This is a genomic window from Sphingomonas suaedae, assembly GCF_007833215.1.
Lineage (GTDB): Bacteria > Pseudomonadota > Alphaproteobacteria > Sphingomonadales > Sphingomonadaceae > Sphingomonas > Sphingomonas suaedae.
This window is the reverse complement of the sequence record NZ_CP042239.1, coordinates 2318078-2338038: the sequence shown is the minus strand read 5'-3', so window position 1 is coordinate 2338038 and position 19961 is coordinate 2318078. Positions and strand designations below refer to the sequence as shown.

Genomic DNA, 19961 nt, shown 5'->3' with positions numbered 1-19961 from the left:
CTTGAAGTGGGTGGCCGGGTGGGGGAGCGGGCCGGCACCGCGCTGCGGGCGAATGCCCGGCCAAATATCGAATGATTCAGGTGCGCCACGGCTGGCGCTACGCGTACCGCGAGGCTGGATCGACGTTAATAGGCCAAGAAGATCACGGTTGCAGCGATCAGGTTCCACGTCGCATGGGCGGCGATCGGGGCGGCGAGCCGCATACCCCGCCACCAATAGAGCAGGCTCATCAGCAGTCCGCCATAAAAGCCCGTGTCGATGATCCCCGCCCACCCTTGATAGCCATGGCTCAGGGCGAACAGCGTTGCCACGACGATGGTGGAGACGATCTTGCCGGCGGTTCCTCCCCCGCACAGCTTCGCCAGGCCGAACAGCAGCAGGCCGCGAAACAGCAGTTCTTCGCTTGTCGATCCGAGCAGGGCGAGGATCAAAATCCCGGAAAAGCCGGCATAGGTTTCGCCGATCTGCGCTGCATTGGCGACAACGTCGCTGCGCGCAGCGCCGCCGGTAGCGGGAATGATGAGCAGAAACTGCACCGCCGCGAATGTGAGGCCAATCCCGATTCCGACGAGAGTGTCGGACTTCAATTCCGTGCGGACGAGTCCGGCGTCAGTCAGGCGCAGCCGCGCGAAACGGAGCGCGAGCCAGATGATCGCGCCGCCGAAGACCAGTTCGACCAGGCCCAGTGCGGTATATCGGACACCCGGCGGCAGTTCTCCCGCGCTGACCAGCATATAATCGGCGGCAACCACGATTGCATACCAACCGACAAGGCCAAATATCAGGGCTAGGGCGAGGCGAAGGCTTCCAGTCACTGTGTTAGTCTAGCAGTACAGTTGGGGCGGGGCAAGGTTGCAGCATTCCCCTTGAAATGTTGGAATAGATTTGATCTGGCATCGCGATGCCGGACGCCCGGATCGCTCCTTGACCCTGTCAGCCGCGCCTGCGTGTCGATAGTTCGACGATGGGTAGATCAGTTGGTGATTTCGGACACCCGCCAAAGCTGCGCGTTAGCGTAAACTTTGTGTCAACTTCGGGCATTCGCATCGTCGTCAGAGCGACAGGCCGACGCTCAGCGACAAGACATGGTCCATCGTGTCCCGGCGGGTGCCGCGACCGAAGCGATACTGGTTCAGATAGCCGATCTCGACGCCGATCGCATCGCTCGCCTTCCACGACACCCCCGCCAGGTTCCGCATCCGGTCATAGCCCGCGCGTTCCCCCCAGTCGGTGTCGTTGAGCGGGATCAGGCTTTCATGGCTGGCAACCAGACTGAAATCGCTGTCCCCCAGCGGCAGTGACGCCTTGATCTGCGGGCGAAAACGATAGGCAGTGTCGTCGCCGGTCGATGCCGATCGATGCTCGAGCCGCAACCGGCCGGAAAGCCGGACCGGCCCGGCATCGCCCGACAGCCCCAGCTGGACGCGGAACCGGTCCTCACCGCGCGTCACGTCGCCGCGCGAATAGCTGACGACGCGAACATAGCCGCCGTGGATCGACACGCCCTTTGCGACTGTCTGGGTAAAGCCCCCCATGAACTCCGCTTCGTACAGACCGCCCGAATCGTCGCTGAACCGGCTGACCGCCTCGAAATCGATCTCGCTGTTCTCGCCCACCGCAATGCCTGCGCCGCCGGTCAGCCACACTTCGCTGTCCTCCTCCTGGGCCAATGCGGGGCTGGCCAGGATCAACAGCGGCAGGGCGAGAAGGATGGAGCGCATTGGAGTCCGGTGTTAGAGGGCTACTCGAAAGAATCGCGCACCCCTTAGCGCGCCGTAATACAACTGTCACATTTCACGGAGCACCCCCCATGAAGTTCTTTGCCGATACCGCCGACACCAATGATATCCGCGAACTGGCGGACGCCGGGCTGCTCGATGGCGTGACGACCAACCCGTCGCTGATTCACAAGGCGGGCCGCAATTTCCTGGAAGTGGTCGAGGAGATTTGCGGCATTGTCGACGGACCGGTTTCCGCTGAAGTCGTCGCACTCGATTATGACGGCATGATGCGTGAGGCCGAAGTGGTGCGGAAGATCGCCGACAATGTCGCGGTCAAGCTGCCGATGACGATCGAGGGGCTGAAAGCGTGCAAGGCGCTGACCGACGATGGGACGATGGTCAATGTGACGCTCTGCTTCTCGGCCAATCAGGCGCTGTTGGCGGCAAAGGCCGGGGCGACCTTCATCTCGCCGTTCGTCGGCCGTCACGACGATATCGGGTTCGACGGCATGGACCTGATCGGCGACATCCGCCTGATCTACGACAATTATGCGTTCGAGACCGAGATCCTGGTCGCCAGCGTCCGCCACCCGATCCACATCCTCGAAGCGGCAAAGCTCGGCGCCGATGTGATGACCGCCCCGCCCGCAGTGATCCGCCAGCTGGTCAAGCACCCGCTGACCGACAAGGGCATCGAGGGCTTCCTGTCGGACTGGGCGAAGACCGGCCAGACGATCGGCTGAATTGAATTGCGCGAATTGAGGAGGGGCCGTCCCGGGTCGGGGCGGCCCTTCTTCGTTGGGATCACTCGGCGAGGAACGCCTTGACCTCGGTCGCGAAGCGTTGCGGCTGGTCGAGCATGATGAAGTGGTAGCTGTCGGGGACCGCGACCAGCTCGGCGGGGGTTCCGGCGTAAGCGGGATCCCAGATCGCTTTTGCCTGTGCCTCGCCGACGCCGGCGGCGTAGAGGATGGTGAAGGGCTTTGCCGTCACCTTGGCCAGTTCCGGGCCAATATCGGTGACGATATCCTCGTACAGCGCCTGGGCGACGGCGGCCTGGTCGGCCTGGCGGGTCCAGTTGGCGACCTTGATCCGCCCCTGCGCCGTGTTCGACCAGATGCCGCCCGGATCGCTCGTGATCGGCGCCATCGCCTTCATCCGCTCCGCCCCGGCGATGGTCATGGCGCGCATCTGTTCGGCGCGCGGCGCGATGCTGGCGGGGGTCGCTGAAGGGTCGAAGAGGCGGCCGAAAAAGGGCAGGGTATCGACCACCATCAGCCGTCCGACCCGATCGGGATGGCGCGCCGCCAGCATCATGCCGATCAACCCGCCATAGCTGTGGCCGATCATCGCGGGCTGCGTGGCACCACGGGCTGCGGCGTCGGCGAGAATGTCGGCGATGATGCCATCGGTCATGCCTGGCTTGCCATTCTCCCCCACCGCATCGCCGCCGAACCCGTTGACCTGGACCAGCAGCACTTGCCGGTCCTTCGCCAGATCGGGAGCGATGCCGTCCCAGACGGCGCGGGGGCTGGACAGGCCGGGGATGAGATATACGGGGTCGCGGTCTTTGCGTGGTTCGCCGAGCACGACGATCGAGATGTGCGGCGTGCGCTTTTCCGCAGTGGCGGAGGCGGTAGCTTCGGCCTTGGACGCGGCGAGTGCGGCAGGCGCGGTGAGGCAGGCCGCGGCGAGCGCGGCGAACAGGGTCAGCTTGTTCATGATGTCAGCCCTCTTTGGACGGGTTGATGAAGATATCTTCGATGGTCAGCGCGAACAGGTCGGCGATCTTGAAGGCGAGGGGGAGCGAGGGGTCGTAGCGGCCGGTTTCGATCGCATTGACGCTCTGGCGGGAGACCTCGAGCCGTTCGGCCAGATCCTGTTGGCTCCAGGCCCGCTCGGCCCGGAGGACCCGGAGGCGGTTTTTCATGCTGCACCGTCCGCGCGCTTGTCGCGCCACGACAGGATGCCCTGGGTTATTCCCCATGCGCCGCACCAGATCGGAAAGGCGAGGAAGACGGGCAGATCGCCGACCAGATCCTCGAACTGAAGAAAGCCCAGGATCGAGGTTAGCGAGAGCAGGACGCCAAGTCCGATCAGCATCGAAACGACGATTCGATCACGCACGAACTCGTCAGTCTCTTCCTTGAGATAAATGCCGAGCACGCCAAGCATGGCGATGATGGGCAGGGCGGTCAGCACTGCCATCGCCGCCAACACCGCCGAAGGGGGTTCGAGCATCCGGCTGATCGCCACATTGGCGCCGATCATCAGACAATAGACGGTCATGACGATCGTGAACCGAGAGACATAGCGCTTTGCGGCTGTAGTAGGCATTGGAAAGCTCCCTTGGTTAAATGACAAGGTCACTTTACGTAAATGTCGCTTTACATGTCAAGTGTCCTTTGCTCCATTTTTTGCCATCGGTTTGACACCGCTCTCTGGGATGCCCAGTTGTACCGAATCTGAAACAGCCAGGAGCATGAAGCCCGCCGCCATCGCGTCGGGCGGCGATCGACCGCGTGATGAACGATATTCAGTCCAACCTCTCCGCCCTTCCCTTCCTCTCCACCCTGCCGCCCTGGACCGAGGCGCTGATCGGCCTGTCGCTGCTGGTCGCCGTCGCTGCGCTGGCCAATTTCATCGTCCGCCGGGTGATCCTTCGCGTCGCGCTGCGGGTCATCGGATGGGAGACGCCGATGCTGCGGCAGATCGCATCGCGGCTCGCCAATATCGTCCCGGCGATCATCGTTTCGCGGGGCATCTATCTGGTTCCGCATTTGCCGCCGGAGGTTGCGATCGTGACCGGGAATGTGGTGAGCGCACTGGTGATCCTCAGCATCGTGCTGGCGCTCAGCGCCGCGCTGAACCTTGGCAACGAGCTGTATCAACGGCGTCCGGACGCGGCGAACCGACCGATCAAGGGCTATCTTCAGGTGGTGAAGATCCTGCTATTCGGCGGCGCGGCGATCCTGATCATTGCAGTGCTGATGGAACGGTCGCCGTTGCTGCTGCTGTCCGGGCTGGGGGCGATGGCGGCGGTGCTGATGCTGGTGTTCAAAGACACGATCCTGTCGCTGGTGGCTTCGGTCCAGCTGACGTCCAACGACATGCTGCGGGTCGGCGACTGGATCGAAATGCCGCAACTCAATGCCGATGGCGATGTCATCGATATCGCGCTGCACACGGTGAAGGTGCAGAACTGGGACAAGACGATCACCACCATTCCCACCCATCGTCTGATCGCCGAAAGCTTCAAGAACTGGCGGGGGATGTCCGAATCGGGCGGGCGGCGGATCAAGCGGTCGCTGTTGATCGACCAGAACAGCATCCGCTTCCTGACCGACGACGAGAAGGGGGCGATGCGGCGGTTTGCGCTGATCGACGACTATCTCGACGCCAAGTCGGGCGAACTGGCGGACTGGAACGCACGGCTGGGCGAAGCGGGGCGCGACCCCGTGAATGCGCGGCGGGTGACCAATATCGGCACGTTCCGCGCCTATGTCTTTGCCTATCTGCGCGCCAATGCCCGGATTGCCCAGGACATGACGCTGCTGGTGCGGCAGCTGGATCCGACGGCGCGGGGACTGCCGATCGAAATCTATTGCTTCACCGCTACCACCGGCTGGGACGATTACGAGGCGATCCAGGCCGACATTTTCGATCACCTGCTGGCGATCCTGCCCGAATTCGGCCTGCGCCTGTTCCAGGAACCGAGCGGGCTGGACCTGGGCCAGCTACGCGCCGCCTGAAGCCTGTCCATCCAGGCGTTCGACCATCTCCTTTGCGAGCAGGCTCAGCGTATCGTCTCTTGCCCCCATGATGACGATGCGATCGCCAGGCCGTGCGATCGCGGTGAGATGCGCGGCGGCGGCCGCGCGGTCGGGGATGTGGCGGGCGTCGCGGCCGGTGGCGGCGATGTCGGCGACGATGTCGGCGCTGGTTACTTCGCGGGTGACGGTGCCGCCCTGATAGACCGGGTCGGGCAGGATCAGCAGGTCGTCGGGGGCCAGTTTCGCCGCGAACATCGCGACGAGTTCGGCGCGCATCACCTTGAGCGGGCCGAAACCGTGCGGCTGGAACAGCGCGAGGACGCGGCCGGGGAAGGCGTGGAGCGCGTCGAGCGTCGCGCCGATCTTGTCGGGGTTGTGCCCGAAATCGTCGATCACCGCGACACCGGCGCCATGGCCGACCAGTTCGAAGCGGCGGCGCAGGCCCGAATAGCCGTGCAGTGCGGCGCAGACCGCATTGGGTTCGAGCCCGAGCGCGACGCAGGCGCCGATCGCGGCAAGCGCATTGGCGACATTGTGCCTGCCCGGCGTCATGATGCGCACCGGTCGCGTCCGGCCGTCCATGACGAGATCGAAGCGGATCGCATAGGGTTCCGGTTCGAGATTGCGTGCGGAGAGATCGGCGGGAGCATCGACCGCGAAGGTGCGGGTGCGGGCCGGATCGAGCGTCGCGGCGAGCGCGGCGCTTTCCGGGTCGCCGACATTTACGATGGTGGTCGCTGCGCGCGCCGCGAAATCGCCGAACAGCTGGCGCAACTCCTCCAGGCTCTTGTGATCGAGGCTGACATTGTTGAGCACCGCGATCTGTGGCTGGTAGAGTGCGATCGACCCGTCGCTCTCATCGACCTCGCTGACATAGATGCCGCCATCGCCGACCAGCGCGCTGGCAAAGGGGGCGTCGGGGCTGACGAAATTCTTCATCACCGCGCCATTCATCACCGTCGGGCGGCAGTCGAGCGCATGGAGGATCCAGGCGATCATGCCGGTAACGGTCGACTTGCCGCTGGTCCCGGCGATACCGATCGATTTCGGGGCCGCGTTGAACAAAGCGGCGTTGAGCTCGGCGCGGCTCATTCGCGGACAGCCCAGTTCCGCCGCGCGGACCATGTCGGGGACGCTGTCCTCCACCGCGGCGGAGGCAATCACGACCTGATCGGGCGATGTGATGCCGCTGCCGTCCTGGGGGAACAGGTCGATGCCGAGTGCGCGGAGCGCATCGAACTTGGGCGTCAGGCGCCCGGAATCGAGGCTGCGGTCCGAACCGGCGATCTGTGCGCCTTGGCCGGCAAGGATCATCGCCAGCGGCATCATGCCGCTGCCGCCGATCCCGACGAAGAAATGGGGTTTGCCGTTGTGCATCATGCCGGGCTATCGACGCTTGAGCGCGGTTCAGCAAGGCTGAACCGGTTGCGGCGCCGGCCCGCTCCCCCACCCGGCCACCCATAGAATATACTGGCGTTGGGTGGCCGGGTGGGGGAGCGGGCCGGCGCCGCAACACCAACAAGGGGTAGCATATGCGGATCGGCGTTGTCGCACCGGCACGGACCGTCAGCCAGGAATCGGCGGCGCGGATGCAGGCATTCATGGCGCTGACCTATCCGGCGCACGAGATCGTGTTCCACCCGCAATGCTTCGTGACCGAGGGGCATTTCGCCGGTCCCGACGATCTGCGCGCCAGGGCGTTTGTCGAGTTCGCCAACGACCCCGCGTTCGACGCGATCTGGTTCGCGCGCGGCGGCTACGGCTCCAACCGCATCCTCGAGATCGCGATGCCGCAGTTGGGCCCCGCGGCGCGCAACAAGACCTATATCGGCTATTCCGACATGGGGTTCATGCTCGGCGCGCTCTATGCCCGGCGGATCGGGCGTCAGGCGCATGGATCGATGGCCAGCGCCATGGGGCCGAACGACAAGGGCGTCGATGCCGGATGGGTGCTCGGCTGGCTGATCGACGGCAAGCGCGACGGGCTGGAGCCGACGCTGGACGGCCGCCCGGCGGCGGCGTTCAACCTGTCGATCCTGGCGGCGATGATCGGCACGCCGTGGCTGCCCGACCTGACCGACCATGTCCTGCATATCGAGGAGGTCGGCGAGCCGATGTACCGGATCGACCGGATGCTGTTCCAGATGGCGCATGCCACGCAGCTGCAGGGCATCGCCGGGGTGCGGCTGGGCGCGGTGACCGACATGGTCGACAATGACGTGCCGTTCGGCGAATCGCTCGAGCAGATGATCATCCGCTGGTGCCGCGAAATGGGGGTGCCGTATCTCGGCCGGTCGGGCATCGGGCATATCGCGCTCAACCGGGTGGTGCCGTTCGGGGTGGTGTGAGGTCGGGGCTGACAGGCGCCCGACGATCCTGACGAAAACAGGGGTGTTTCGGGCGGAGGCGACCGGGACGCGACGGGTTTGCGGCTGGAAGGCGACTGCGACGCGACAGGTGCGCGACGAGGCCACGACACCGGCGCGACGGATATGCGACGGGGGTGCGTTGCGTGTCAGGAAAGCGGATCCGGGCGGCGACTTCATCGATCAGTTATGCGCCGATCGGGGGGCTGTAGGAAAGGTGTTCATGGTGGGGACGGGTCGCGCTCAGCTCGACGATTGCCCCGCCATCTGCTGTAAATTGATGACGACGAATTCGGCGGGCTTCATCGGTGCGAACAGGATCGCAATATTGACGATGCCGTTAATCATGTCTTCCGCCGTCGTCGTCGATTCATCGCAGATCACCAAATAGGCCTGCGCGGGCGTGGCGCCAACGAACGCGCCCTGAAGGTAGAGCGGGTGCAGGAACGCGTTCACGCTGAGCCGGATCTGTGCCCAGAGCCGCGCATCATTGGGTTCGAAGACGACCCATTGCAGCCCCTGGATCAGGCTCTGTTCCAGATACAGCGCGAGGCGCCGGACCGGGACATATTTACAGTCGTCATCGGCCAGATTTGCGGATGCGAGCGTGCGCGCGCCCCATGCGACACTGCCATAAACCGGGAAGCTGCGCAGCGCATTGATGCCGAGCGGGTTTAGCTGGCCATTTTCCTGATCGGTCATGACATAGGCGAGTCGTTCGACGCCCGTCAGCACTGCCGTGATGCCGGCAGGGGCCTTCCATACGCCGCGATTGACATCGGCGGCCGCGTAGATGCCCGCCATGGTGCCGCTGGCGCCCAGCGAGAGCGGCCGGGCCGAACAGGGCGAGGAAATCTGAACCTGCGGCCAGTAGCTGGCGCCGTTGATGACGCCCGCGCCGACGGTGCCCAGCGTTTGCGTGGCCCATGCAGCCGCGTCCGAAGGCGTCGTGAGGCGCGATGGCATGTCGAGAATGGCGAATGCCTTGCGCCGAACGGCGTAATCGAGGGTCGCGGTCGCCGCCGCGAGATAGTCCGCCGTGCCCATCGATTCCATGTCCGGTACGGCGATGATGTTCACGATCCTCATCGCATCGAGCGCATGGATGCCGGTGCGGGCCGTCGCGTCCCCCGCGATGTCCGGCCCTGTCGGCGGCAAGCCGTCGGGATGTTCGACCGGATTGGCGGTCGCCGGCGCGGCGAGCCGCTGCGCCTGATGGTTGATCGACTGCACGGTGAACAGGGCGGGCGTGGAACGAATGCTGACCAGATAGTCGGCGAAGTCTGGATCGGGCACCCAGATCTGAACGAGCGGCGTCTGCGTGCCGGTGGGCGAAATGAAGGGCGACAGACAGCTGCGCACCTGTGCGTCGCCCAGGGCAAACAATCGCAGATCGCGGGCGGCGTTGGCGATTGCGCTCTGGATCGCCGCGACCAGATCCGCCTGTGTCGAGACAGATACGGCAACATCGAGCGTCGATTGCAGCGGTGGCGGGGGCATGGCCGGATCTGAACCCGGCGGCTGGACGATTACCGTGAAAGTGGCGCTCACTGCGCTCTCGGGCGGTATGAACTCGAGCATCGTACCGCTGGCGAACGGTGCCGAGACCGGGGGTGAAGCGGTCAGCAGTGGTACTGCGAGCAGCGCATCGTTCTGATTGCCCGACTGCATCACGGCGATGATCGACTCAGGCTTACGCACATCGAGCGTCACCGCAGAGACATGCTGCGCCTCCACGATGTGGTATCCGTGGCTCGCGGAATTGCCGCTTTTTGACTCCGAATACAGCGTCGCGGTCATGTTGAAGGTGTCGGGCTTGTTCGTCATGTAATCGACGGTGACGAAAATGTTTTCGCCCCAGCTTCCCGGGTTGTGAGAGGCGATTTGCACCAAAGTCGTGCCCGGCGTCGGCGCCAGCCCCTTATCGGCACCTTCGCCCATGTCCGTTGCCGACACGGGAACCGCGCCCCTCAGCTCGACCCGAGGCTGGACCGGGGGCGCCGAACCGGCACAGACGCGGCTGACCCATGCCTCGGTCCCGCCGTTCAGGAAGAATTGCGAAACCTGAAGACTGGTGAGGCTGTCGGGATCGGGTCTGCCGAAGACGCGCTGGAAATCCCCGAAATCGAGGCACTGCACCGGGGCGTCCATCGGGCCGCGCGCGAGATAGCCGACAAATGCCGAAACGGATGTCGCCACGCTGGAGATGGTGTGTGTGCCGCCTGGAAGCTCCTGCACATAGACGCCGGGATAGGTGGGCTGCAGGGGCATGGGCGTTTTCCATCGTGAAGGTGGCTTAGAAGGGCATAGCTATCAGAATTATGCGACACGCGGGATATTCGATCGCCGATGTCCGGCGCGATCATCGTGGTGATGTTCCGGGAATGGTGCTTGTTCCTGAGCGTATTGCGCCCGTTGGCGTCAGGCCTCTCGCCCCACGCGGACCAGCGTGCCGTCGGGATCGCTGACGACGAATTCGTACATGCCCCACGGTTTGAGATGCGGGGCGCCGGGTTCAATCACGAGCTCGCGCACGCGGTCGGCGACGGCATCGACATCGGCGACATAGAGGTACAGGCCGAACGCGTTGTCGGGCGGGCCGGGAGTGCTCGATTCGTGACGCAAATGCAGGTGCCAGCCCTTGCCGTCGCTCAGGATGCGGTAATCGCCATAGTCGCTGTCGAGGGTGAGGCCGAGGCGTTCGTAAAAGGCCGTGCTGGCGGCGAGATCGCGGCAGGGGAGGATCGCGGCGATGCGGTGGTCGGGGCGGTGGTCGGCCATTGTCAGATGCCCCCTCTGGCGTTTCCGGCGCGCGATGCCTATTCTGTGTTAATGGCACAGCGTTTCGTCCCGACCACTAGCACTACTCCCGCTCCGGCGGGAGGGCTGGTCGGGCGCGGCTGACGCGCGGCCGGTTCCTCCTCCGGGGACGGGGGAGGCCGGCGCCCCGCTTCCCCTGTTCCGACGTGAATTCGCGGGCGCGAGGGAGCGATCGTGCGTTACTATATCGACACCGAGTTCAACGGGAGCGGCGGGCAGCTGCTGAGCATTGCGCTGGTCCGCGAGGACGGTGCGGAGTTCTATGAGGCGCTGCACGCGCATGAGCTGATCATGCCCTGGGTGCGCGACCATGTGATGCCGCAGCTGGACCGCGAGCCGGTCGACCGCGCGACGGCGGTGAAGCGGCTGCAGAACTTCCTGCGCGAGGATGAGGGACCCTTCCTGTTCGTCGCCGATTGGCCCGAGGATCTGGCGCATTTCTGCACGCTGCTGATCCGCGACCATGGTAAGCGCAACGATCCGCTGAGCTTTTCGTGTATGCTGGTGCATCTGCCGGGGTTCGACACCGCGGCGCATAGCGCGCGGCCGCACAATGCGCTGGCGGATGCGATTGGGCTCAAGGAACGGGTCGAGGCGAGCCTGCGCGGGGAACGCGCGGACCTGTCGGAGCACGACCTTGCGCGATTGCGGGCGGGCTGACATGCCGCGAGCCTTGCCTAGTTCCCCACCGCGCGGGCATAAGCCGCGCGACTTGAACGACCCCTCCAACAGAAAGTCCGATCCCGTGTCCGAGATGTTCCGCATTACGCTGCCCGACGGTTCCGTCCGCGAGGTTGCGCCGGGGACTACCCCCGCGGATATCGCCGCGGCGATCGGGCCGGGGCTGGCCAAGGCGGCGATCGCCGCACGGGTCGATGGTGAATTGCGCGATATCGGCCGGCCGTTCGAGGGCGATGCGAGCCTTGCGCTGGTGACGGCGCGCGACGAGGCGGATGCGCTGGAGCTGGCGCGGCACGATTTCGCGCATATCCTGGCCGAGGCGGTGCAGGCCTTGTGGCCGGGCACGCAGATCACCTTTGGTCCTGCGACCGATGACGGATTTTATTACGACGTGATGGCCCCGGCGTCGCGTGCGCCCTTCTCGATGGAGGATCTGCCTGCGATCGAGGAGAAGATGCGCGAGATCATCCGCGCCGACAAGCCGCTGCGCCGCGAAGTGTGGAGCCGGCAGGCGCTGATCGACAAATGGTCGGCCGAGGGCGAGACGTTCAAGGCCGAATGGGCGAAGGAGCTGCCCGAGGGCGAGGAGCTGACGGTGTACTGGTCGGGCGACGATTGGCTCGACATGTGCCGGGGGCCGCATCTCGCCTCGACCGGCAAGCTCGATCCGCAGGCGTTCAAGCTGATGCGGGTCGCGGGGGCCTATTGGCGCGGGGACCAGAAGAATGCGCAGCTGACGCGCATCTATGGCACCGGCTGGCTCAACAAGAAGCAGCTCGACGCGCATCTCCACCGGCTGGAGGAAGCGGCCAAGCGCGACCATCGCAAGCTGGGCGCGGAGATGGACCTGTTCCACCTGCAGGCCGAGGCGCATGGGAGCGTGTTCTGGCACCCCAAGGGCTATATGATCTGGCGCGAGCTGGAGGCCTATATGCGCCGTGCGATCGATGCGGCGGGCTATCGCGAGGTCAAGACGCCGCAGGTGATGGACGCGCGCCAGTGGGAGCAGTCGGGCCATTGGGGCAAGTATCGCGAGAATATGTTCGTGATCCCCGACGAGGTGCCCAACACCGAGGACGAGGGCCCGATCGTCAGCGACGATGCCGACTGGATGGCGCTGAAGCCGATGAACTGCCCGGCGCATGTGCTGATCTTTCGCCAGGGCCTGAAGAGCTATCGCGAGCTGCCGCTGCGGCTGTACGAGAATGGCTGCTGTCACCGGAATGAGCCGCATGGCGCGCTGCACGGGCTGATGCGGGTGCGTCAGTTCACGCAGGACGACGCGCATATCTTCTGCCGCGAGGACCAGATCGTTGCCGAGGTGCAGGCGTTTTGCGCGCTGGCGGACCGGATCTACAAGGATTTCGGCTTCAGCTATTCGATCAAGCTCGCGCTGCGCCCCGACAAGCGGTTCGGAACCGAGGAGATGTGGGACAAGGCCGAGGCGGAGCTGCGCGACGCGGTGGTGCGCGCGGGGCTGGCGACCGAGGAATATGGCTGGGAAGAGCTGCCGGGCGAGGGGGCGTTCTATGCGCCGAAGCTGGAATGGCACCTGACCGATGCGATCGGGCGGACGTGGCAGGTCGGCACGATCCAGTCGGACCGCGTACTGCCCGAGCGGCTCGACGCGAGCTATGTCGGCGAGGATGGCGAGCGGCACCGGCCGGTGATGCTGCACCGAGCGATCTTTGGGTCGTACGAGCGGTTCATCGGCATATTGATCGAGCATTTCGCGGGGCGCTTGCCGACCTGGCTGGCGCCGGTGCAGGCGGTAGTCGCGACGATCGTGTCGGATGCCGACGACTATGCGAAGGATGCCGTCGCGAAGCTCAAGGCCGCGGGAATCCGGGTCGAGAGCGATCTGCGCAACGAGAAGATCAACTATAAGGTGCGCGAGCACAGCCTTGCCAAGGTTCCGCATCTGCTGGTCGTCGGCAAGCGCGAGGCGGAGGAGGGTACGGTCGCCGTCCGGACGCTCGGCAGCGAGGGGCAGAAGGTGATGTCGCTGGACGAGGCGCTGGCTTGGCTTTTGCAGGAATCGCTGGCCCCCGATCGTTCGGTCGCTGTGCTGGGAGGCGATATGGCGGGTGATGCGTGATCTGTTCTCCTGCGAAAGCAGGAGTCCAGGATCATGCCGCGTAGCCTTTGCCACCCGGGACACCTGCTTTCGCAGGGAACAGGATTGAACAGGCGATGCGCGCTCCCGATATAAAGGCGTAACCCGCGCGCCACAGCGTGTGGCTTTTTCGTCAGGATCGTGCGGCGGGGCTACCGGTTCGCGCGTTCCTGCGTTATCGTAAGTCGTCGAAATTATAACAGGAGCTGTTCCTATACGTCCCCCCATGTCCCGGCGCGGTTTCGCGCCCCCGGTGCCGACCGGCCCGCGCCACAATGAATTCATCCAGTCGCCCAAGGTCCGCGTGATCGACCATGAAGGCGAGAATCTCGGCGTGATGTTCACGCGCGAAGCGATGGAGCAGGCGCAGGCGCTGGGTCTCGACCTGGTCGAGGTGTCCCCGAACGCGGACCCGCCCGTCGCCAAGTTCCTGGACGTCGGCAAGTACAAGTACGAGGCGCAGAAAAAGGCGAACCTCGCCCGCAAGACCCAGAAGACGCAGGAGATCAAGGAGATCAAGATGCGTCCGAACATCGACGACCATGACTATGAGACCAAGATGAAGGCGGTCCACAAGTTCATCGGCGAGGGCGACAAGGTGAAGATCACGCTGCGCTTTCGCGGTCGCGAGCTGAGCCACGGGCAGCTCGGCATGAACCTGCTCAAGCGCGTCCAGGAGGATTGTGCCGAGGACGCGAAGGTCGAGAGCTATCCGCGCATGGAAGGCCGCCAGATGCTGATGGTGCTGTCGCCCAAATGAGGGCGGCGGCCTGTCTGTCGCTCGCGCTGCTGGTGCTGGGGGCTGCCCCCGGTTCCGCGCAGACGGTGCACAGCCCCCCGATCACCGCCGGGACGGACGAACCGCTGGTGCGGCCGTCCGACGCGAAGCTGGTCTGGTCGGACGAGTTCGACCAGGACGGCCTGCCCGACCCCAAGCGCTGGGCCTATGACACCGCGCTCAACAAGCAGGGGTGGCATAATGAGGAGAAGCAATATTACGCCGCCGCGCGGCCCGAAAATGTGCGGGTCGAAGGCGGGCGGCTGATCCTCACCGCCACTGCCGAGCGGCTGGCGGACAAGCCCGATCATGGCGGGCAGGACTATGCGTCGGGCAAGATCTTCACCAAGGGGATCGCCGACTGGCGCTACGGCTTCTTCGAGATCCGCGCCAAGCTGCCCTGTGGGCGCGGCATCTGGCCCGCGATCTGGATGCTGGCGTCGGACGACAGCAAGGGCTGGCCCGCAATGGGCGAGATCGACATCATGGAGCATGTCGGCTGGGACAATGGCCGTGTCCATGGCACGGTGCATACCGGCGCGTACAACCATGTCGCCAAGACGCAGAAGGGTGCGCATGTCGTGCGGCCCGATGTGTGCGAGACGTTCCACACCTATCAGCTCGACTGGACCGAAGACCGCATCCTCGTGGGGATGGACGGGCGGGCCTATATGCGATTCGAGAACGACAAGAAGGGTGATCCGCAGACCTGGCCGTTCGGCACGCCGGAATATCTGATCCTGAACGTCGCGGTCGGCGGCTGGGGCGGGCAGAAGGGCATCGACCCCAAGGCGTTTCCTGCGTCGATGGAGGTGGATTGGGTGCGGGTCTGGCAGCGGGATTGAGGGGGGCGGCGTATTTTCGCGCGAGCACTACGATCGGAGCGAGCCGCTTCCCATCCGCCCGCTTAATGTAGAATTTCGTCACCCTGAACTTGGTTCGGGGTCCATTGTACCAGTTACGACGAAGTCGCTTGTGGCGCGGTGGATTCTGAAACAAGTTCAGCATGACGGGGTGTCGAGGGGCGGGCTGAAATCTCCCGCGTCCTTCCGGGCTTGACCCGGGACTGGGCTGTTCTCGCAGCATTTGAAAAAAGAAGCCTTGGCCCGCTCAAGGCTGCGTTGACGGTGGCTGCAAATCCTCCCCGGAAGGGTGACCGCCGTCGCAGGCGGTGGTGGAGGGGGCCTGAGGCAAGCGAGTCGATTCGCGGGGGACCCCTCCGTCAGCGCTGCGCGCTGCCACCTCCCCGTTCCGGGGAGGAATTGCTCAGTCCCCGCCGCCGCCATCTCCGCCACTGTCGCCGCTCCAGTCGTTGTCGGTGCGGTGGCGGTCGGTGTCGCCGGGATAGGTCGTGCCGGCGTCGCCGCCGCTATCCTTCTTGCGCTTCGCCGTTTTCGCCGCGTTGAGCGAGATGGCGACGGAGACCAGCGCGATCGCCACCGCGCCCAATGCGATCCAGACGGCGGTCATGCGGCGGGCTCCCACAGTTCGATGGCGTTGCCCTCGGGGTCGTGGATGCGGGCGAATTTGCCGACTTCGGGGGAGTCCCATTCGGGCTTGGTCAGCACCGCGATTCCAGCGGCGTTAAGCTGTTCGAGCATCCCTTCGAGATCGCGGACGCGCAGGTTGATCATGAACTGCTTGTCGGCGGCGAAATAGTCGGTCGTCGCCTTGAACGGGGCGAACACCATCGGGCCGCCGAGCGTCTGCCACACCCACTCGTTCGGCTCACCGCCGCTATCTTCCGCGACGCAGCCTGCGCCGATGCCGAGATGCTCGCGATACCATGCGTTGAGGGCGTCCGGGTCCTGCGCCCGGAAGAACAGCCCGCCCATGCCGAGTACGCCCATGTTCATAGTCTCCGATGGTCACGGCAAAGCCTAGGCCGGTCGCTTCGCCGCGCCAAGAGGGGGCGATTGAACCTTGGCGCCGGTCGTGCGTCGAACCGCGTAGGAACCAGGTCAAATTCGGGAGTGAAGGATGAAGGTTCGCAGGTTTACCGTCGCCGACGCGTCGTTCGCACGCTCACCCGGGCAGGAGGATGAGGTTTACACCGCCAATCTGGTCGATCAGCGCGATGGCGCCCCGATCACCATCGGCTATGGCCGTTGGGCAGCCGGATCGGAACTGACCGAGACGATGGCGGTGGACGACATCATGATCGTGCTGGAAGGCGAACTCTCCGTGACCAGCGATGGCGAAACGCATCGGGCGGGGCCCGGCGCGATCGTCCATATGCCCAAAGGGGAAAAGGTCACGATTCGTGCGAACGCGCAGGGGGCGGTCACCGCCTATGTCACCTATCCCCATTGGCAGGAGGCGCAGGGCTGAGGGACGCCGCCGACGCGCGATCCCGTTCGATCAGCGCTGGCGCAACTCGATCACGCGCCATTCGCCCTCGACCCGGCAGGCGGTGCCGTCGACCGCGCCCTGAGTGAAGGGACGGCAGTCGCGCCCGGTCTTGTCGGTAAAGCGCTCGCCCACGGTGGGGCCATATTCGCTATGCCCCTCAGACCGGCCGTCGAGAACCGCCTGAAGCCGCCCGCTCGCCATCAGCCGCTCGCCATGGAACACCACCGGCGAACCCGGCTCCGCCCAGATGCTGAGCGTCATGAAGACGCCGAACCACAGGACCGCCAGTGCGCCCCCCCAGCGGACCCAGCGGTTGCTCAGGCCGGTTCGCCAGACGGATCGGGTGCCGGGTTCGGAAATGGTGTCGAGGGTCGGGCTGTGCATGGGACGAATTCCGGAACTGGTGTATTGCCACACTAACGCACTATGGGAGCCCCCGCAACCTGCCAGTTCACGCCGCGCTGGCGAACTCGCCGAGGCCGGTCGCGGCGTCGAGCAGCCGGCGTTCGAGCGACTTCAGCCGCAGCACGGCGGTGATCTTGTCGCCGGTCAGGTCGGTAACGTAGAAAGTGTCGACCGCGCGCTCGCCATAGGTGGCGACATGGGCACTGTGGATCGTCACCTTGGACTGGAACAGCGCATAGGCGAGGTGGTGGAGCAGGGCGGGGCGGTCGCGCGCATTCACTTCGATCACCGTGAAGCGGTTCGACGCCTTGTTGTCGATCAACACATTGGGTTCGATGTCGAACGCGTCGGCGCGCAGCCGGGGAAGCGGCTTGGCGGCCAGCTTTTCGGTGAGCTTGGCGCGGTTGGCGAGCGCGTCGGCGATGGCGCTTTCGATGCGGGCGAGCTGGCCGGGATCGTCGAACGGGCGACCGAGCGGGTCCTGAACGAGGAAATTGTCGAGCGCCATACCGTCGCGCGTGGTGTGAATGCGCGCGTCGATGATGTTGCCGCCGGCCGCATGGATCGCCCCGGCGATACGGTAGAACAGGCCGGCATGGTCGGCGGCATAGACGGTGACCAGCGTCGCGCCGCGGTCGGGATAGACGGTCGCCTCGACCGAGAGCTGCGCGGGGCCGACGCGTTCGACGAAGCGCGCATTGCGCTCGATCACATCTTCCGGCTCCGCCACCCAATAGGGATCGGGAAGGCGGCGGACGAAATCCTCGGTATCGCCGTTGAGGTTGCGCGAAAGCGCGGCCTGTTTCGCGGCGATCCGTTCGCTGCGGCCCTTTTGCTTGTGGCCGAGGCGCAGCACTTCCTCGGCGCTGTCGAACAGGTTGGTGAGCAATTGCCGTTTCCACCCGTTCCATACGCCGGGGCCGACCGCGCGGATATCGACGACGGTCAGGACGAGGAGCATCATCAGCCGCTGGGGCGATTGCACGACCGCGGTGAAGTCGAGGATCGTCTTGAAATCGCTGAGGTCGCGCTTGAACGCGGTGGCCGACATCAGCAGATGATAGCGGACCAGCCAGGACACGGTCTCGGTTTCGGCTGGGGTAAGGCCAAAGCGCGGGCCCAGCTTGAGCGCAATTTCCGCGCCGATGATGCTGTGATCGCCGCCGCGCCCCTTTGCGATGTCGTGCAGCAGCACCGCGACATAGAGCGTGCGGCGCGAGGCGACCTGGTCGAAGATGCCGGTGGCGAGCGGGTGATCCTCCTTGAGTTCGCCGCGCTCGATCCGGCTGAGCAATCCGACCGCGCGGATCGTGTGTTCGTCGACCGTGAAGTGATGGTACATGTCGAACTGCATCTGTGCCACGACGCGGCCGAAATCGGGCACGAACTGGCCGAACACCCCGGCCTCGTTCATCCAGCGCAGCACCGTTTCGGGATCGCGGGGACTGGTCAGCACGTCCATGAACAGCGCGTTGGCACGGCGGTCGTCGCGCCAGTCGGCGATCAGCTTGGCATCGCGATTGGCGGCGCGCATCGCGAGCGGATGGACCTCCAGCTTGTGCAGGTCGGCGAGCTGAAACAGTTCGACCAGTCGGACGGGATCCTCGCGGAAGAAATCATCGTTCGGGAGGGCGAGGCGACCGCGATCGAGGACGAAGCCCTTGAGCTTGCGGGGGCTGCGGCGGATGCGGGGGAGGCCGAAGCGGCTGCCGCGCGCGGCGAACTTCTCGTCCAGATGCGCGAGGAAGACGCCGGTCAGGTCGCCGACCATCTTCGCCTGAAGGAAGTAGAAGTGCATGAAGCGCTCGACCTTCGACTTGCCCGGCCGGTCGGCGTAGCGCATCCGCTCCGCGATCTCGCGCTGATAGTCGAAGGTCAGCCGGTCCTCGCCGCGTGCCGCAAGGTTGTGAAGGTGGCAGCGCACCGCCCACAGGAAATTCTCGGCGCGGCGGAACTGGCGATATTCGAGTTTGGTGAGCAGCCCGACCTCGACCAGATCGGCGGGTTCACGCACGCCATGGGCATATTTGCCGATCCAGAACAAAGTGTGGAGATCGCGCAGGCCGCCCTTGCCCTCCTTGACGTTGGGTTCGACGACGTAACGGCTGTCGCCCATCTTGCGATGGCGCTCGTCGCGCTCGGCGAGCTTTTGCGCGATGAAGTCGCGCGCGCTGCCATTCTGGATCTCCGCCTTGAAGCGCGCGGCGGCCTCGTCATAGAGCGCGGTGTCGCCCCAGATATAGCGGGCCTCGAGCAGGGCGGTGCGGACGGTGATATCGTTCTTTGCCTCGCGCACCATTTCGTCCAGCGAGCGCGAACTGTGGCCGACCTTTAGCCCCATGTCCCACAGCGAATAGAGCATCGATTCGATGACCTGCTCGCTCCACCCGGTCTGTTTCCAAGGGGTGATGAAGCCGATATCGACATCGCTGTGCGGCGCCATTTCGCCGCGGCCATAGCCGCCGACCGCGATCAGCGTCATGCGTTCGGACGCGGTCGGGTTGCTGTTGGGGTAGAGCCGGGTGAGGGTGAAGTCCCACAGGGTGCGCAGCAGCTGATCCATCAGGAACGCGCCGCTGGCCGCGCTTTCATGCCCCTTGGCGGGATGGTCGATCAGGCGGCGGGCGATTTCCGCGCGGCCATCCTCCAGCGCCTGTTTGAGCCGCAGCGCAGCGGCCTGACGCAGCCGCATCGCATCGGGCGCGTCGAGCGCGGCGAGATCGTCCGCCAGCGCCCGCCGGTCGACGATCGCGCGGCGGTGGGGGATGGAATCAAAGCGGCCGGACATGAGGGGGAGATAGGGGAGATGTGGGGCGGGCGCTAGGCAGGACGATAGCCCCTCCCCTTCAGGGGAGGGGTTGGGGTGGGGCCTTTCCTCTGGGTGCGCCGGTCTCGGTGAGACTTTGACGCCCCACCCCCATCCCCTCCCCTGAAGGGGAGGGGCGAGAG

Annotated in this window: 20 protein-coding genes; 8 read left to right on the top strand and 12 right to left on the bottom strand. The window is 65.1% G+C overall.

Features of this window, described 5'->3' with window-relative positions; all coding sequences use genetic code 11:
* Window positions 1-125: 125 nt before the first annotated feature.
* Together FPZ54_RS11155 and FPZ54_RS11150 are read right to left on the bottom strand one after the other, a co-directional pair.
* Complete coding sequence (locus tag FPZ54_RS11155; RefSeq protein WP_186456741.1) at window positions 126-752, bottom strand: CPBP family intramembrane glutamic endopeptidase; 627 nt, start codon at window positions 750-752, stop codon at window positions 126-128.
* Window positions 753-1052: 300 nt separating this feature from the next.
* A complete protein-coding gene (locus FPZ54_RS11150) occupies window positions 1053-1721 on the bottom strand; it encodes a DUF2490 domain-containing protein (RefSeq protein WP_145847239.1) in 669 nt (222 codons plus the stop codon).
* Between the two features lie 89 nt (window positions 1722-1810).
* Between FPZ54_RS11150 and fsa the strand changes: the two genes are divergently transcribed.
* Window positions 1811-2464 carry a fructose-6-phosphate aldolase gene (gene fsa / locus FPZ54_RS11145; protein ID WP_145847225.1) on the top strand — a complete coding sequence of 218 codons (654 nt, stop codon included), beginning with the start codon at window positions 1811-1813 and terminating at the stop codon, window positions 2462-2464.
* A gap of 61 nt (window positions 2465-2525) precedes the next feature.
* Here fsa and FPZ54_RS11140 read toward each other — a convergent pair whose 3' ends face one another.
* Genes FPZ54_RS11140 through FPZ54_RS11130 form a run of 3 tightly spaced genes read right to left on the bottom strand, consistent with a single transcriptional unit; the run spans window position 2526 to window position 4058 of the window.
* A complete protein-coding gene (locus FPZ54_RS11140) occupies window positions 2526-3443 on the bottom strand; it encodes an alpha/beta fold hydrolase (protein WP_145847223.1) in 918 nt (305 codons plus the stop codon).
* 4 nt (window positions 3444-3447) lie between these two features.
* Window positions 3448-3651 carry a helix-turn-helix transcriptional regulator gene (locus FPZ54_RS11135; RefSeq protein WP_145847221.1) on the bottom strand — a complete coding sequence of 68 codons (204 nt, stop codon included), beginning with the start codon at window positions 3649-3651 and terminating at the stop codon, window positions 3448-3450.
* Entirely contained in the window at window positions 3648-4058 is a 411-nt protein-coding gene (locus FPZ54_RS11130; RefSeq protein ID WP_145847219.1) for a hypothetical protein, read from the bottom strand. The genes FPZ54_RS11135 and FPZ54_RS11130 overlap by 4 nt, the downstream gene beginning before the upstream one ends.
* 188 nt (window positions 4059-4246) lie before the next feature.
* On the opposite strand from FPZ54_RS11130, the gene FPZ54_RS11125 reads away from it, so the two are divergent.
* Window positions 4247-5473, top strand: coding sequence for a mechanosensitive ion channel family protein (locus FPZ54_RS11125; protein ID WP_145849744.1), 1227 nt, complete (start codon window positions 4247-4249; stop codon window positions 5471-5473).
* Here FPZ54_RS11125 and FPZ54_RS11120 read toward each other — a convergent pair.
* Window positions 5459-6871 carry a UDP-N-acetylmuramate--L-alanine ligase gene (locus tag FPZ54_RS11120; protein WP_145849742.1) on the bottom strand — a complete coding sequence of 471 codons (1413 nt, stop codon included), beginning with the start codon at window positions 6869-6871 and terminating at the stop codon, window positions 5459-5461. The genes FPZ54_RS11125 and FPZ54_RS11120 overlap by 15 nt on opposite strands.
* A 155-nt stretch (window positions 6872-7026) precedes the next feature.
* Between FPZ54_RS11120 and FPZ54_RS11115 the strand changes: the two genes are divergently transcribed.
* Window positions 7027-7842, top strand: coding sequence for an LD-carboxypeptidase (locus FPZ54_RS11115; RefSeq protein WP_145847217.1), 816 nt, complete (start codon window positions 7027-7029; stop codon window positions 7840-7842).
* Between the two features lie 261 nt (window positions 7843-8103).
* Here FPZ54_RS11115 and FPZ54_RS11110 read toward each other — a convergent pair whose 3' ends face one another.
* Window positions 8104-10131: a phage tail sheath family protein gene (locus tag FPZ54_RS11110; RefSeq protein WP_145847215.1), complete on the bottom strand. Its 2028-nt coding sequence runs from the start codon at window positions 10129-10131 to the stop codon at window positions 8104-8106.
* A 150-nt stretch (window positions 10132-10281) separates the two neighbouring features.
* Window positions 10282-10641: a VOC family protein gene (locus FPZ54_RS11105; protein ID WP_145847213.1), complete on the bottom strand. Its 360-nt coding sequence runs from the start codon at window positions 10639-10641 to the stop codon at window positions 10282-10284.
* Between the two features lie 213 nt (window positions 10642-10854).
* On the opposite strand from FPZ54_RS11105, the gene FPZ54_RS11100 reads away from it, so the two are divergent.
* From FPZ54_RS11100 to FPZ54_RS11085, 4 genes are all read left to right on the top strand, one after another.
* Window positions 10855-11340, top strand: a complete 486-nt coding sequence (locus tag FPZ54_RS11100) for a 3'-5' exoribonuclease (protein ID WP_145847211.1) — start codon at window positions 10855-10857, stop codon at window positions 11338-11340.
* Window positions 11341-11425: 85 nt separating this feature from the next.
* The gene (gene thrS, locus FPZ54_RS11095) at window positions 11426-13459 is read left to right on the top strand and encodes a threonine--tRNA ligase (protein WP_145847209.1); all 2034 of its coding nucleotides are present in this window, start codon (window positions 11426-11428) and stop codon (window positions 13457-13459) included.
* A gap of 244 nt (window positions 13460-13703) precedes the next feature.
* Window positions 13704-14237 (top strand): translation initiation factor IF-3, encoded by a 534-nt coding sequence (infC, locus tag FPZ54_RS11090; protein ID WP_145847208.1) that lies wholly within the window; start codon window positions 13704-13706, stop codon window positions 14235-14237.
* Entirely contained in the window at window positions 14234-15100 is an 867-nt protein-coding gene (locus tag FPZ54_RS11085) for a glycoside hydrolase family 16 protein (protein WP_145847206.1), read from the top strand. The genes infC and FPZ54_RS11085 overlap by 4 nt, the downstream gene beginning before the upstream one ends.
* Before the next feature lie 421 nt (window positions 15101-15521).
* On the opposite strand, the gene FPZ54_RS11080 is transcribed toward FPZ54_RS11085, so the two are convergent.
* Window positions 15522-15725 (bottom strand): hypothetical protein, encoded by a 204-nt coding sequence (locus FPZ54_RS11080; RefSeq protein ID WP_145847204.1) that lies wholly within the window; start codon window positions 15723-15725, stop codon window positions 15522-15524.
* Window positions 15722-16105 carry a VOC family protein gene (locus FPZ54_RS11075; protein ID WP_145849740.1) on the bottom strand — a complete coding sequence of 128 codons (384 nt, stop codon included), beginning with the start codon at window positions 16103-16105 and terminating at the stop codon, window positions 15722-15724. The genes FPZ54_RS11080 and FPZ54_RS11075 overlap by 4 nt, the downstream gene beginning before the upstream one ends.
* 130 nt (window positions 16106-16235) lie before the next feature.
* Between FPZ54_RS11075 and FPZ54_RS11070 the strand changes: the two genes are divergently transcribed.
* Window positions 16236-16586: a cupin domain-containing protein gene (locus FPZ54_RS11070; RefSeq protein WP_145847202.1), complete on the top strand. Its 351-nt coding sequence runs from the start codon at window positions 16236-16238 to the stop codon at window positions 16584-16586.
* Between the two features lie 30 nt (window positions 16587-16616).
* Here FPZ54_RS11070 and FPZ54_RS11065 read toward each other — a convergent pair whose 3' ends face one another.
* Together FPZ54_RS11065 and FPZ54_RS11060 are read right to left on the bottom strand one after the other, a co-directional pair.
* Complete coding sequence (locus FPZ54_RS11065; RefSeq protein WP_145847200.1) at window positions 16617-16991, bottom strand: hypothetical protein; 375 nt, start codon at window positions 16989-16991, stop codon at window positions 16617-16619.
* Between the two features lie 67 nt (window positions 16992-17058).
* Window positions 17059-19800 carry a [protein-PII] uridylyltransferase gene (locus FPZ54_RS11060; protein ID WP_145847198.1) on the bottom strand — a complete coding sequence of 914 codons (2742 nt, stop codon included), beginning with the start codon at window positions 19798-19800 and terminating at the stop codon, window positions 17059-17061.
* Window positions 19801-19961 lie beyond the last annotated feature (161 nt).

What these genes read in the sequence shown, in the direction of transcription:
- FPZ54_RS11150 (WP_145847239.1), bottom strand. Translation starts at nt 1,721, where the DNA reads ATGCGCTCCATCCTTCTCGCCCTGCCGCTGTTGATCCTGGCCAGCCCC.
- fsa (WP_145847225.1), top strand. Translation starts at nt 1,811, where the DNA reads ATGAAGTTCTTTGCCGATACCGCCGACACCAATGATATCCGCGAACTG.
- FPZ54_RS11140 (WP_145847223.1), bottom strand. Translation starts at nt 3,443, where the DNA reads ATGAACAAGCTGACCCTGTTCGCCGCGCTCGCCGCGGCCTGCCTCACC.
- FPZ54_RS11135 (WP_145847221.1), bottom strand. Translation starts at nt 3,651, where the DNA reads ATGAAAAACCGCCTCCGGGTCCTCCGGGCCGAGCGGGCCTGGAGCCAA.
- FPZ54_RS11130 (WP_145847219.1), bottom strand. Translation starts at nt 4,058, where the DNA reads ATGCCTACTACAGCCGCAAAGCGCTATGTCTCTCGGTTCACGATCGTC.
- FPZ54_RS11125 (WP_145849744.1), top strand. Translation starts at nt 4,247, where the DNA reads ATGAACGATATTCAGTCCAACCTCTCCGCCCTTCCCTTCCTCTCCACC.
- FPZ54_RS11120 (WP_145849742.1), bottom strand. Translation starts at nt 6,871, where the DNA reads ATGCACAACGGCAAACCCCATTTCTTCGTCGGGATCGGCGGCAGCGGC.
- FPZ54_RS11115 (WP_145847217.1), top strand. Translation starts at nt 7,027, where the DNA reads ATGCGGATCGGCGTTGTCGCACCGGCACGGACCGTCAGCCAGGAATCG.
- FPZ54_RS11110 (WP_145847215.1), bottom strand. Translation starts at nt 10,131, where the DNA reads ATGCCCCTGCAGCCCACCTATCCCGGCGTCTATGTGCAGGAGCTTCCA.
- FPZ54_RS11105 (WP_145847213.1), bottom strand. Translation starts at nt 10,641, where the DNA reads ATGGCCGACCACCGCCCCGACCACCGCATCGCCGCGATCCTCCCCTGC.
- infC (WP_145847208.1), top strand. Translation starts at nt 13,704, where the DNA reads ATGTCCCGGCGCGGTTTCGCGCCCCCGGTGCCGACCGGCCCGCGCCAC.
- FPZ54_RS11085 (WP_145847206.1), top strand. Translation starts at nt 14,234, where the DNA reads ATGAGGGCGGCGGCCTGTCTGTCGCTCGCGCTGCTGGTGCTGGGGGCT.
- FPZ54_RS11080 (WP_145847204.1), bottom strand. Translation starts at nt 15,725, where the DNA reads ATGACCGCCGTCTGGATCGCATTGGGCGCGGTGGCGATCGCGCTGGTC.
- FPZ54_RS11075 (WP_145849740.1), bottom strand. Translation starts at nt 16,105, where the DNA reads ATGGGCGTACTCGGCATGGGCGGGCTGTTCTTCCGGGCGCAGGACCCG.
- FPZ54_RS11070 (WP_145847202.1), top strand. Translation starts at nt 16,236, where the DNA reads ATGAAGGTTCGCAGGTTTACCGTCGCCGACGCGTCGTTCGCACGCTCA.
- FPZ54_RS11065 (WP_145847200.1), bottom strand. Translation starts at nt 16,991, where the DNA reads ATGCACAGCCCGACCCTCGACACCATTTCCGAACCCGGCACCCGATCC.
- FPZ54_RS11060 (WP_145847198.1), bottom strand. Translation starts at nt 19,800, where the DNA reads ATGTCCGGCCGCTTTGATTCCATCCCCCACCGCCGCGCGATCGTCGAC.